We start from the raw sequence: 13,213 nt of genomic DNA on the forward strand, positions 1-13,213 counted from the left end.
AAGCATTGCTTCAAAGCGCAGCGCAAGAAATGCACGTTATTTGTTAAAGACCAATTTAAATCCAATAAAAAAGCACCCTTCGGTGCTTTTTTATTGCGTCAGATGAGTTTTAAAGCATCCTGCAAATGACAGGCCTGGATGATTTTCATCATTTTTTCAGGAACTGACTTAAACTGAAGTCCTGTTGCCGCTGGTGTCTGTCGAAGCCAGCGCACTAATACCGCAAGTGCCAGTGTGCTGCCCTGTTCAAGCTGACTCAGGTTAACCACAACAGGAAACTGCTGTTGAGCCTGTATCAGTTTAATGCCCTGCTGATAATATTGCTCAGCATTGGTATCGTCTATTGTTCCAGAAACTTTCAATTCCTGATCAATGAATTCAATCATTGTCCACCTGTCTTATTTTTTATCAACCGCTGCTTCTGCATCCGGTTTGAAGTTGGCAATTGCCTTATCCAGGTTATTACCATTACGTTTTACAGTTGCAGCAAACTGGTTACGGAACTGAAGACCAAGATCAATACCTGATACATTGATATTACGGATTTTCCACTGACTGCCTTTATCCGCCAGCTGGAAAGCCACAGGAATTTTTTCGCCTTTATTAATGAAATCAATAGTGACTACAGGATTTTTGCTCTCAGTTTTTCTGTATGGACGCATGCTGTAAGTCTGATTTGAATATTTCGCAAAAGCACTGCCGTAGTTTTCAATCAGTGTTTCACGGAAATTTTTCTCAAACTGAGCGCGCTGAGCTGGACTGCTGCTCTGAGCATAAGTACCCATGACTGTGCGGGTAAATGCCTGAGAATCAATATGCGGATCCAGTTTCTGACGAACAATCGCCTTCACTGCAGCAGGATTATTCTGCAGTTTTGCATGATCATCCTTAAGACTGGAAATCAGACCATCTGCTACACGCTTGATAAAATCAGGTGGTGCTTCAGCTGGCGCAGCCATAGCTGTACCTGCAATCATCGTGGAAAGAATACTTACTGCAAGCGTTTGTTTAATCAGTGTATTCACTTTGATTCTCCTCAAAAATTATTCAACAAATGACACTTCAGCATCTGCTGTCTCGGTAGAAGCGGACTCTTTAGACGCTCCACCTTCTGGCTTTTCATCTGATGATTTACCTGCACCACCAGTCACAAATTTGGTGATCAGGTCTTCAATTTCCATGGTGCTCTGTGTGTTCCCAATCTGATCACCACGTTTTAAGTAATTCAGACCGCCACCTGGTACAACTTTCAGGTATTTCTCACCCAGCAGACCATTGGTTGCTACCATTATGTAAGCATCTTCATCAATATTTGTGATGGATTTCATGTTACCAATCAGTTGCTGTTCCATTTCTTTTTGTTTCGCTGGATCAGCCTGTTCGTAATCACTGCTGTAACGGAGATCTTCCAGTGCATTCTGCTGCACCTGTTTCAACTGTTCTGCATTGAATGAAGTCAGGCTTCCATCCATTGTTATTTTTACGGTTGCAAGACGGGTTACAGGATCAAGGGTAATCGAATCCACCTGCCCGACCTTTACACCACTCATGGCAACTTTGGCACGTGGCTTGATTCCATTGACGTTATCAAAGGTTGCTGTCAGCTTATAACTGTCTTTCAGATTTGTTCCGACCAGACCACTGACTTTCATTGCCAGGAAAAACATCGCAATACCGAAGATAACAACAAAAATACCTACGGCCAGCTCACTTGTACGTGATTTCATTAAACACCTCCAAACATGACCGCAGTCAACACAAAATCAAAACCCAGTACACACAGTGATGAATACACCACTGTCCGTGTTGTGGATGTTGCAATACCTTCAGATGTCGGCTCACAGGCATAGCCCTGATATACCGCAATCCATGTACATATCAATGCAAAAACAAAACTTTTAATGACAGTGCCGTTCAGGATGTCCTTATAAAACTGGACGGTATTTTCCATACCACTCCAGTAAGAGCCTTCATCTGCTCCCAGGAAGTCCACACCCACCATCTTGCCCCCCATAATGCCCACTGCAGCGAAGATGACAGAAAGCATGGGTAAACTGAAAATACCTGCCCAAAGTCTTGGTGAAATCACTCTTTTTAAAGGATCCACACCAATCATTTCCATACTGGAGAGCTGTTCAGTCGCTTTCATCAGACCAATTTCAGCGGTCAGCGCAGAACCTGCACGACCTGCAAAAAGTAATGCTGCAACCACAGGTGCAAGTTCACGCAGCAGCGTCAGTGCAACTGCTGTTCCCAGCATCGCCTCACTGCCAAAAGTCACCAGAATGCTGTACATCTGCAAGCCCAGTACTGCACCAATAAACAGCCCTGAAACCACAATGATCAGCAGTGACATGACACCGACACGATACATCTGATAGACAAACAGCTTTACACCGATACGAGTGGGCATGGAGAACAGAATCTGAAGCAGCATTAACGTCGCAACGCCAATGCCACGTACCCGATCTATCACCCGACGACCCAGCAGAGCTATGGCATTCATGCCTTCACCTCATCACTTAAATAGGGTTTATGACTGAACTGATAATCCACCGGACCTTCAGCAGCACCGGTCAGGAACTGACGCACAAATGGAGACGCATGAGCTTTCAGTTCAGCTGGTGTACCTTCACCCTGAACCTTGCCTTCAGCAACCACATAAATATAGTCCGCAATCGACAGTGTTTCTTCCACATCATGCGAAACAATAATGGTGGTCAGATCCAGCGCTTCTCTTAAAGAGCGGATCAGGCGGGTCAGAACACCTTTCACAATCGGGTCCTGCCCTGCAAAAGGTTCATCATACATAATCAGTTCAGGATCAAGTGCAATGGCACGGGCAAGTGCGACACGACGGTTCATCCCGCCCGAAAGTTCAGAGGGCATAAACTGCTCTGTACCACGCAGTCCAACAGATTCAAGTTTCAGTGCAACCAGTTCTGCAATCAGATGCTCAGGCAGTTTTGTGTGCGCACGGATAGGAAAAGCAACGTTTTCATAGACTGACATGTCCGTAAACAGTGCGCCACTCTGAAACAGCATCCCCATACGGGCACGTGCTGCAAAAAGTTCCTGCCGTGACATCTGAGCAATATCTTTTCCATCCAGCAGTACCGCACCCTGATCAGGCGTCAGCTGTCCGCCGATCAGTCTGAGCAGCGTGGTTTTTCCTGTGCCTGATGGACCCATAATCGCAGTGATCTGACCGCGACGGATGTTTATACTGACATTGTCATAGATGATTCTGTCGCCTCGCTTAAAACTCAGATTTTTCACCTCGATGAGTGTCTGAGCCTGTAGAGGTGTCTGATTATTCATAGCTGAGCGTTATCCTGCATTTTTTCAGCATGCATACTATAAAGGATTGGAAGACAAAATGTTACCTTGTAAAAAAAATGCAACTGTGTACTGATTGTTCTTACTTGCTTATTTTATTTATTTTTTGTGAGTATGAAATATCTAAAAATAAAACACTGTATTACGCAAAATAGCTATACAGATAATAGGCAAGGTTACACAGCAGCAGAATCACACCGATATATGGCATAAGCACCTCTTTTGCTGAACGGTTTAAAAATAACTGATGAATCATATTGTTATTCGCATTTATCAAAACAAATTTAAAGTATGATCTAGTATACATTTACTTAGCAAAAGATCAATTATTAATCCCATAAAAAAAACCGGTGTTACCACCGGTTTTTTCGATTTAACTTTAGAAATCAAATCAATCGTTAAATTTACGACGTGGGCGATCTTCACCGAAAGTACGTTTCGGACGATCTTCACCGCCAAATGAACGCTTAGGACGATCATCACCAAATGAACGTTGTGAACGGTCACCGAAACCACCTTCACGACGTGCTGGACGATCACCGAAATCACGTTTAGGACGGTCGCCGAAGCCACCTTCACGACGTGGTTTGTAATCTACGCTGTTACCACGGTTATCATCATTCGAGTTAAAACGAGGTTTATCGTTAAAACCGCCTTCACGACGTGGACGATCAGAGTTGAACTCACGGCGTGGACGATCTTCAAAACCGCCTTCACGACGTGGACGATCAGAGTTGAACTCACGGCGTGGACGATCTTCAAAACCGCCTTCACGACGTGGACGATCATTGTTGAACTCACGACGTGGACGATCTTCGCCACCGAATGAACGCTGAGGACGATCACCGAAACCGCCTTCACGACGTGGTGGACGATCACCGAAATCACGCTTAGGACGATCATCGCCATAAGATGGACGATCACCACGTGGTTTGTCATCGTAGCTGCGACGTGGACGGTCATCACCGCCTTCACGACGTTTGAAGTTTGATTCACCTTCAAAACGACGACCGCCACCAAAACCGCCACGACCGCCATCACGACCACGACCACCGCCGTTACGACCGCGACCGCCGCCATCACGACTACCGCGTGCAGGAGGTGGAGATGGCTCTAAACCTTCGATTTCAGAAACACTTAAACGCGCTTCTAAATAATCTTCTAAAGCACGGATTTTACCGCGTTCACGGTAAGTTGCCAGAGTGATTGCTTTACCTGTACGACCCGCACGACCTGTACGACCAATACGGTGTACATAATCTTCATTCTTCATCGGAAGACCGAAGTTGATTACGTGAGAAATAGTCGGTACGTCCAGACCACGAGCAGCAACATCAGTTGCAACTAAGATCTTAGCACGACCTTCACGGATGCTGCGTAAACGACGGTTACGTACAGTCTGTGGCATTGCACCGTGCAGTGCTACAACTGAAAGACCAGCTTCTGCAAGCTCTTCAGCCAGCATGTCTGTATCTTCCTGAGTTGAAGCAAATACAACTGCCTGATCAACATCTTCTTCATTTAACCAATGCGTAAGCAGTTTTTTCTTATGCTCAAAACCATCAGTCCAATGTAAAGTCTGGGTAATGTCAGTATTTGTAGAATGGCCAGTTTCGATCGAAATACGCATTGGATCATTCATCATGCGTTCAGCAAGATTGATGATACGTGGCGCAAATGTTGCAGAGAACATTAAAGTCTGTTTACGGTTTAAAGCTAAATCGCTGATTGCTTCAAGGTCTTCAGAGAAACCCAGGTCAAGCATACGGTCAGCTTCATCAACAATTAAAGCGTCAACTTTATCAAGTTTGATCTGACGACGGTTTACAAGATCAAGTAAACGACCTGGAGTCGCAACTACAACCTGTGCACCTTTTAACTGCTGGATCTGCTTACCGAAAGGCATACCACCCATGATTGCAGCAACACGAACACCTTTCATGTGGCGTACAAGTGCGATTGCATCCTGACAAACCTGCTGAGCAAGTTCACGGGTAGGAGAAATAACTAAAATGTTTGGTTGAGTTACCGCTTTCATACGTTCTTTGAAAGGAACGAAAGTATCTTCCTGACCAGCCAAAGCATTTAACGTAGGGAGTAAGAAAGCAGCAGTTTTACCTGAACCAGTCTGGCTTGATACAAGAAGGTCTTTACCTTCCATAGCCGCTGGAATAGATTGTTCCTGCACAGGAGTAGGTGCAGTGAAACCAAGAGATTCAAGTGCTTTTTGTAGCGACTCGTCTAAAGAAAAATCAGCAAAAGTTTTGCTCATAGAGATATTCACCCTGATGTGGGTGCTCCATTAATATAAGATCTGATGGACATCGGCAAAAAGCGGCACAGCAATAATCGCTGAAAAAATAAATCAGCGGCGATCCGAGAACGACGATGCGTATAACGCACACATGATTACAGCCGCAACCTGAAAGAATCGCTTAAGCGATTGGGTGGGGCGCGAAATATTGTCCTCTCTTTGGACCGGACGCGCATACACAATAATAGAAGAGAAATGTTCAGGTAATGAACGGAATTTAAGTGCGTGCGCGGAGTATAGCAGAATATAAAATAATGTCACGAAGTTTTATTGTTTTTTCCTGTGAGGGATCATTTGATCAAATGCCTCTCCCTAAGCCTCTCCCATCAGGAGTGGAAACTTTCAATACAAATCAGAAACCTGGAATCCAGTTTCCCACAGGTATCAATTGCCTTTATAAAAAGAAGATAAAAAATATAAGAGTGCTGACTTATAAATCCCCAGGAACTTACAGTGAGAATGCATAAATTCAAAATCAGCCATGAACTTAAAAAATCATAGACATAAAAAAGCCCTCATATCAATGAAGGCTTTTTTGAATCAGATATAAACTACTTATTTAGCAGCATCACCCCAGGCAGGAACAACCTGCTGCATCAATGGTTTTAACATCTTCATGGAACATGCGATCACCTGACCGTTTTCCATGGAATCAGAACCACCACGCGCATCAACCACTGTACCGCCCGCTTCTTTCACAATGAGTTCGCCCGCAGCGATGTCCCAAGGTTTCAGACCCAGTTCAAAATAACCGTCTAAACGACCAGCAGCCACATAAGCCAGGTCCAGTGCAGCAGAACCTGCACGGCGGTATTGCGCACCAGCTTCAGTAACGTTCAGTAATGAGTCGAAATGGTTTTTCGCATAAGACACCACTTCACCGTTACGGATTTTACGGTAGGCATGACCTACACCCATAAAGGTATTTTCAAGGCTGTCTTTGACATTTACACGGATACGGCGCTGGTTCAGCATTGCACCACGACCACGGCTTGCAGAGAACAGTTCGTCTTTTACTGGATCGTAAATAACACCGTGCTGAGTCACACCTTTGTGCTGAACTGCAATGGATACGCAGAAATGTGGAAAACCGTTAATAAAATTTAAAGTGCCATCAAGTGGGTCGATCACCCAGCACCAGTCAGCATCGTGACCTTTACCTTCCTGAAGACCAAACTCTTCACCGAGGAAACTGTGATTTTTATAACTTTTGCGAAGTGTGTCAATTGTCAGCTGTTCAATGTAGCGATCTACACGTGTAACAGGACCATCAATCCCCTTTTCTTCGACTTGCAGATCGAGTTTATGACGATTCTGATGCGCTTTTAAAAGCTCTTGACCAACTAATTGCGCCGCACGCGCAGCCATAACCACCATAGGTTCCATTGAACACCCACTACAAATCTGAAAGGAGACTGATAAAGAATAATGCATAAAAGCCCCGATATTTTAGCAAAAATATGAGGCTTTAGGTAAAAAATGTTTTCAGAATTTTTTTCAGCAGCTTAAACCGCCTGAATATGTCTCAGCCATGCCTGATTCACTGCATTTTCTATGCCCTGTGCATCAAGTCCAGCCTGCTTCAGCATCTGAGCATGAGCTGCCTGATGCATAAAGCTGTCATCCAGTCCAAGATTCAGAACCGGTTTCACGATCTGCGCCTTAGCCAGATATTCATTCACCGCACTGCCAGCACCTGCCATGACGGCATGTTCTTCCACGGTGACAAACAGTGCTGTACTGTCAGCCAGTTCAGAAATAAGCTGCTCATCCAGTGGTTTCACAAAACGCATATTAACCACACAGACACCAGTTTCATGCTGTTTTGCCAGCTGCTGTGCAGCTTCAACAGAAGCATTTACTCTGCTGCCAAACGCAAGCACAGTAATACATTCGTCATACTGATCATTGAATCGGACAACCACTTCAGCTTTACCGATTTCCAGTGCAGTCATTTTCTGCTGAATTTCGACACCATAACCATTGCCACGCGGATAGCGCACAGCTGCCGGACCAGGGTACAGATAAGCCGTATGCATCATCTGACGGCATTCATTTTCATCTTTGGGTGCCATGATGACCATATTCGGCACTGTCCGCATAAATGCATAATCGTATGCACCTGCATGTGTCGGACCATCTTCACCCACGAGACCTGCACGGTCTATACCAAAGGTAACATCCAGGTTCTGCAGTGCAACGTCATGAATCAGCTGGTCGTAACCACGCTGTAAAAACGTTGAATAAATGGCAACAACCGGTTTTAAACCCTCGCATGCCATACCGGCAGCCAGTGTCACCGCATGCTGTTCAGCAATGGCAACATCAAAGAAACGCTCAGGATACTGTTTTGCAAATTTCACCATACCAGAGCCTTCGCACATGGCAGGAGTAATCGCCAGCAGTCTGTCATCCTGTGCCGCTTCATCACACAGCCACTGACCAAACACATCTGAATATTTTGGTGCTGCTGTTTTTGCAGCAACGGCATTTAATTTGCCAATAGCATGGTATTTGATCTGATCTGCTTCGGCAGGTGCAAAACCTTTGCCTTTCACAGTATAGATATGAATCAGACGTGGTCCTTTACGTTTTTTCAGTGCATTGAAGACCTGAACCAGCTGCTGTACATCATGACCATCAAAAGGTCCAAAATAATCAAAGCCTATCGCTTTAAACAGGTTATCTGCTGCATCTGTAGCAGCACTGTGTAATCTTGAATTATATGTCCACTCTGGATGTGACTGAACATACGCCTGTCCATCATCATCTATACTGACAGACTGACCGCTTTCCCATATGGCAGCCAGGTGTTTTGCAAAACCGCCCGTACTGCATGAAATGGACATATCGTTGTCGTTCAGTACCACCATCAGGTCAGCGTTATGTGCCACAGCATCATTCATGGCTTCAAATGCCATACCTGCTGTCATTGCACCATCCCCGATAATCGCAACAACTTCGCATGGGTTTTTCTGATAACGCCGCGCAAGCGCCATCCCAAGCCCCGCTGAAATAGCAGTGGACGAATGTCCTACACCAAAGGTATCAAATACAGATTCTTCACGGGCAGGAAACGCAGCCAGTCCATCTTTGGCACGGATTGTCACCAGCTGCTCACGGCGACCCGTCAGTGCTTTATGCGGATAAGCCTGATGACCTACATCCCAGATCAGTCGGTCCTGTGGTGTATTGAAACAGTAATGCAGTGCAACCGTCAGTTCAATTACACCCAGGTTCGCACCAAAATGACCACCGCTCTGACCAGCAGCATACAGAATGTACTGTCGCAACTCATCTGCCACCTGTTCAAGCTGAGACTGGCCGAGTGAACGCAGTTGCTGAGGATGATCTATGGTATCCAGCAAAGGAGTTACAGGGCGTTGAGTGGGTATTTCTGTATACAGCATATGTGGCGAAGCCTTCTAAAGCCTGGCAAATCTAAGCTAGGGAAACGGGTTAGCAACGATTGAGCGCGAATCATAACACATTCAATCAGCCACATTTATCATGCCATACCGAATGAATGACTGTTCAGTATGACAATGCGAAGCCTAGATTATCCTGAATAATCTTCCTGTTTATCAACTATTATCGTTCTCTTTATACAAAAAAGAAAATCTTCTGCATAAAATCATCAATGCAATTCTACCAATGTCCAAGCATTACGCTATACTTTAGTCAATTTATGAACTGACTGATGGGTTAAGCAGTGCCTGTAAAATTTGTCGCAACTTCACGTTTACCAACCGCTTATGGCGAATTCAAAATTACAGTATTTCAGGATCCGGAAACAGGTGAAGAACATGTGGCAATCTCCAAAGGGCTTGAAACAGCACCCTCTGCACCCGTTCTGGTCCGTATACATTCTGAATGTTTAACTGGTGATGCATTTGGCTCGCTGAAATGCGACTGCGGTCCACAGCTGCACAACACCATGAAAATGATTGATGATGCAGGACAGGGCGTTATTCTGTACTTACGTCAGGAAGGTCGCGGTATTGGGCTGACCAATAAAATTCGTGCCTATGCCTTACAGGACCAGGGACATGACACGGTGGATGCCAATCTGTTGCTGAACTTACCTGCCGATGCGCGTACTTATGAAATGTGCAACATCATGCTGGATCAGCTCCAGGTTAAGCAGGTCAGACTGATTACCAACAACCCACTGAAACTCAAGGCACTGACCGATCAGGGCATTGATGTGGTGGAGCGTGTTCCGCTGACCGTTGGTTTAAATAAATTCAATGAAGATTATTTAAAAACCAAGCATGACCGTATGTCACACATGTATCAGAAAGATGATTTTTAAATAAATCTGATGTGCATTGTTTTATAAGTATCATGCTAAAAAATTCGTAAAACAATTTTTGAATGACATTAAACATCCCTTCTCATGCGCCATAACGGCTCAGAGATGAGGAGTCAGCTCCGCAGAGGAAGCAAGTAAGTTCAATGGACTCCTCCCCTTTGTAAGGAGAGGAAGCCTCTCAACGCACTCACCACTTAAATCGTCATGGAAAAAATCTGATTATCCGGTTTTCTGCGTTTTAACCTTAAATCAAATGCCATACAGATATTCCGTACAAATGCTTTACCTTTTTCAGTCACACAGATCTGCTGTTCGGTTATTTCCAGTAAACCATCCTGCTGCATTTCCTGTAACTGCTCCAGCACCTGTGGCAGTTCAGAAAAATACATGGCTGACTCCTGCCATGACGTTTTAAAACCGCACATCAGATTCAGAATATGCCTGCGGATGATCAGGTCCTCCTGATTCAGAACATGCCCTTTAAATACAGGCAGTTCATTACGCTCAAGCCGTGCATAATAGTCATCAATATTTTTTTCATTCTGCGCAAATCCATACCAGCTATCGCTGATGGAGGATGCTCCAAGACCGATCATCAACTGTGTTCTGGAAGCGGTATAACCCATAAAGTTACGATGCAGAGTGCCCTGCTGAAATGACTGGTACATGGCATCTTCTTTCAGGGCAAAGTGATCCATACCGATTTCATGATAACCACAGGACAGCAGTTTTTTCTTACCTTCTTCATAACACTGTCGCTTCAGATCATCTTTAGGCACATCCTGATCTTTAAAACCACGCTGACCATTGCCTTTAATCCATGGCACATGGGCATAACTGTAAAATGCCAGACGGTCAGGCATCAGGCGTGTCGTCTGTTCAATAGTATGCAGCACATCATCCAGCTGCTGAAACGGCAGACCAAACACCAGATCATGTGAAATGGATTCATAGCCGATTTCTCTTGCCCACTGGGTTACACGTTCTACATTTTCAAAAGGCTGAATCCTGTGAATGGCTTTCTGCACATCAGGGTTATAGTCCTGAACACCATAACTGACCCGACGGAATCCCAGCTCATACAACGCCTGTAAATGTTCACGGGTGGTATTGTTCGGATGCCCTTCAAAACTGAACTCATGTGTACTGGCAATATCCGCACTGGCTAAAATGCCCTGAATCAGCTGCTGTAAATGTTCAACTGAAAAAAATGTAGGAGTACCGCCTCCCAGATGTATTTCCCTGATGACAGGTTTGTCCTTCAGCAAGGTGCAGTACAGCGACCATTCTTTTAACACGGCCTGAATATAGGGCTGTTCCACTTCATGCCGTTTAGTCACTTTTTTATGACAGCCACAGAATGTACACAGGCTTTCACAGAACGGCAGATGAATATAAAGACTGATGCCCTCTGCACGACTGGATTCAGTAAATGAACGCAATACGCTATCCTGCCAGCTGACCGATGAAAATGTACTTTCATCCCAGTACGGCACAGTTGGATAACTGGTATAACGGGGACCCGCTACATTATATTTCTGAACCAGTGACATACTCATTTTCAGCACCTGTTTTACCTGTACGCATTGCAGAAAAAATCCTCAGAACATCTGAAATTTCCACAGCTTCAGCTCCATTGTGCGGAGCGTAAATAAATAATTCAACCAAGCAGATCAGTCGGAATTTCAACGAAACTGCATGACTTAAAATGCTGAATATAGAAATTCCCTTAATTTTTGACTGAATATATGTTTTGATGTGAAACATCTTCTGTTTTGGTCAATCTCCCAGGAAGCCTGCCATGCAAAATCCAACATCCGCTGACATTCAACGTGTAAGAGACTTTCTGACGGACTTACAGGCCCGGATCTGTGCTGCTTTAGAACAGCAGGAAATTCAGGGCGGTGGAACTGCGACATTTGAAACAGATGACTGGCAGCGCCCTGAGGGTGGCGGTGGTCGCTCACGTGTACTGCAGAATGGCACTGTGATTGAAAAAGGTGGCGTGATGTTTTCACACATCAACATCTCAAAACTGCCTGCATCTGCAACCGAACGTCACCCACAGATTGCAGGTGCAAAAGCTCAGGCAATGGGTGTTTCACTGGTGATTCATCCCAACAACCCCAATGTTCCAACCTCTCATGCCAATGTCCGTCTGTTCGTTGCAGAAAAAGAAGGTCAGGAACCGATCTGGTGGTTTGGTGGCGGTTTTGACCTCACCCCGTTTTATCCAAACCCAGAAGATGTTTCAGCCTGGCATCAGACAGCCCATGATCTGTGTGCGCCCTTTGGCGAAAATGTGTATCCGGAACATAAAAAATGGTGTGACGATTATTTTTATTTAAAGCATCGTGATGAGCAGCGTGGTGTCGGTGGTCTGTTTTTTGATGACCTGAACCAGTGGGACTTTGAAAAATGCTTTGAATATATTCAGGCAGTGGGCAACGGCTATCTGGAAGCGATTATTCCAGTGTTCCAGCGAAATCAGAACAAACCTTTTACCCAGGCTCAGCGTGATTTTCAGCTCTACCGCCGTGGACGCTATGTAGAATACAACCTGGTCTATGACCGTGGCACCCTGTTTGGCTTACAGACCGGTGGACGCATTGAATCCATCCTGGTCAGTATGCCGCCACTGGCAGGCTGGTCATACCGCCCTGAATGGGATGAAAACAGCCCTGAAAAACGTCTGACGGATTACTGGCTGAAACCGCAGGACTGGTTAAAACTTTCAGACTGAAACAGATCACATAAAAGCCATCCTTCTACGGATGGCTTTTTTAACAGCATCATTCATGGGCTGAAAAACCCTGAAACATTAACCCACAAATATAAATGGTACTTCTGCACCAATCGGAGTTTAATAATCAACTTGAGGCTGAAACTCTTTCATCACAGTGTAAAAATTTCACGCCATTATACTTTGATGCTGAATTCTTTCAGGGGAACGAAATGCCGAAATTTACTGTAAGCCGTCCTATGCTTCTGTTCTGGATATTTTTAGTGGTCTTATGCAGCTCTATCAGCACGACTGTTTTTTCAGAAAGTGCTTTTAATGATCATTTTGCCCTCACAACCATGACCATTGCGATTATTGGACTGGTCAGCAGCACCTCAGTACTGCTGGTCAATCTGGTACATGCCATCTGCAATCCAGAATAAACCGGTAAAAACAAACGAAATCCAGTCAGACAGCACTGTTTTCGCTATACCGGAATATTATGGCAAAGACTTCTGAATCC

Annotated in this window: 12 protein-coding genes; 3 read left to right on the plus strand and 9 right to left on the minus strand. The window is 44.9% G+C overall.

Annotation, left to right across the window (positions count from 1 at the left end):
• Positions 1-98: 98 nt before the first annotated feature.
• From CDG60_RS16115 to dxs, 8 genes are all read right to left on the minus strand, one after another.
• Positions 99-386: an STAS domain-containing protein gene (locus CDG60_RS16115; protein ID WP_087512842.1), complete on the minus strand. Its 288-nt coding sequence runs from the start codon at positions 384-386 to the stop codon at positions 99-101.
• Positions 387-398: 12 nt separating this feature from the next.
• Positions 399-1,025 (minus strand): MlaC/ttg2D family ABC transporter substrate-binding protein, encoded by a 627-nt coding sequence (locus tag CDG60_RS16120; protein ID WP_087512843.1) that lies wholly within the window; start codon positions 1,023-1,025, stop codon positions 399-401.
• An 18-nt stretch (positions 1,026-1,043) separates the two neighbouring features.
• On the minus strand, positions 1,044-1,727 hold the full coding sequence (gene mlaD / locus CDG60_RS16125; RefSeq protein ID WP_087512844.1) for an outer membrane lipid asymmetry maintenance protein MlaD: 684 nt from the start codon (positions 1,725-1,727) through the stop codon (positions 1,044-1,046).
• Positions 1,727-2,506, minus strand: coding sequence for a lipid asymmetry maintenance ABC transporter permease subunit MlaE (gene mlaE, locus CDG60_RS16130; protein WP_087512845.1), 780 nt, complete (start codon positions 2,504-2,506; stop codon positions 1,727-1,729). The genes mlaD and mlaE overlap by 1 nt, the downstream gene beginning before the upstream one ends.
• Complete coding sequence (locus tag CDG60_RS16135; protein ID WP_087512846.1) at positions 2,503-3,321, minus strand: ABC transporter ATP-binding protein; 819 nt, start codon at positions 3,319-3,321, stop codon at positions 2,503-2,505. Before CDG60_RS16135 ends, mlaE begins: the two co-directional genes overlap by 4 nt.
• Positions 3,322-3,730: 409 nt before the next feature.
• Positions 3,731-5,611 (minus strand): DEAD/DEAH box helicase, encoded by a 1,881-nt coding sequence (locus CDG60_RS16140; protein ID WP_087512847.1) that lies wholly within the window; start codon positions 5,609-5,611, stop codon positions 3,731-3,733.
• 597 nt (positions 5,612-6,208) lie between these two features.
• The gene (locus CDG60_RS16145; protein ID WP_087512848.1) at positions 6,209-7,039 is read right to left on the minus strand and encodes an inositol monophosphatase family protein; all 831 of its coding nucleotides are present in this window, start codon (positions 7,037-7,039) and stop codon (positions 6,209-6,211) included.
• A gap of 119 nt (positions 7,040-7,158) precedes the next feature.
• A complete protein-coding gene (dxs, locus tag CDG60_RS16150) occupies positions 7,159-9,063 on the minus strand; it encodes a 1-deoxy-D-xylulose-5-phosphate synthase (RefSeq protein WP_087512849.1) in 1,905 nt (634 codons plus the stop codon).
• 302 nt (positions 9,064-9,365) lie between these two features.
• Here dxs and ribA point away from each other — a divergent pair, with 302 nt between their 5' ends.
• Positions 9,366-9,968 (plus strand): GTP cyclohydrolase II, encoded by a 603-nt coding sequence (ribA, locus tag CDG60_RS16155; RefSeq protein ID WP_087512850.1) that lies wholly within the window; start codon positions 9,366-9,368, stop codon positions 9,966-9,968.
• A 194-nt stretch (positions 9,969-10,162) separates the two neighbouring features.
• Here the strand turns inward: ribA and hemN are convergent, their stop codons facing one another.
• Positions 10,163-11,527 carry an oxygen-independent coproporphyrinogen III oxidase gene (gene hemN / locus CDG60_RS16160; protein ID WP_087512851.1) on the minus strand — a complete coding sequence of 455 codons (1,365 nt, stop codon included), beginning with the start codon at positions 11,525-11,527 and terminating at the stop codon, positions 10,163-10,165.
• 242 nt (positions 11,528-11,769) lie between these two features.
• On the opposite strand from hemN, the gene hemF reads away from it, so the two are divergent.
• Complete coding sequence (hemF, locus tag CDG60_RS16170; RefSeq protein WP_087512853.1) at positions 11,770-12,711, plus strand: oxygen-dependent coproporphyrinogen oxidase; 942 nt, start codon at positions 11,770-11,772, stop codon at positions 12,709-12,711.
• Between the two features lie 212 nt (positions 12,712-12,923).
• Entirely contained in the window at positions 12,924-13,133 is a 210-nt protein-coding gene (locus tag CDG60_RS16175; protein ID WP_087512893.1) for a hypothetical protein, read from the plus strand.
• The last annotated feature ends 80 nt before the right edge of the window (positions 13,134-13,213 follow it).

The sequence above is a fragment of the Acinetobacter chinensis genome, assembly GCF_002165375.2.
Taxonomy (GTDB): Bacteria; Pseudomonadota; Gammaproteobacteria; order Pseudomonadales; family Moraxellaceae; genus Acinetobacter; species Acinetobacter chinensis.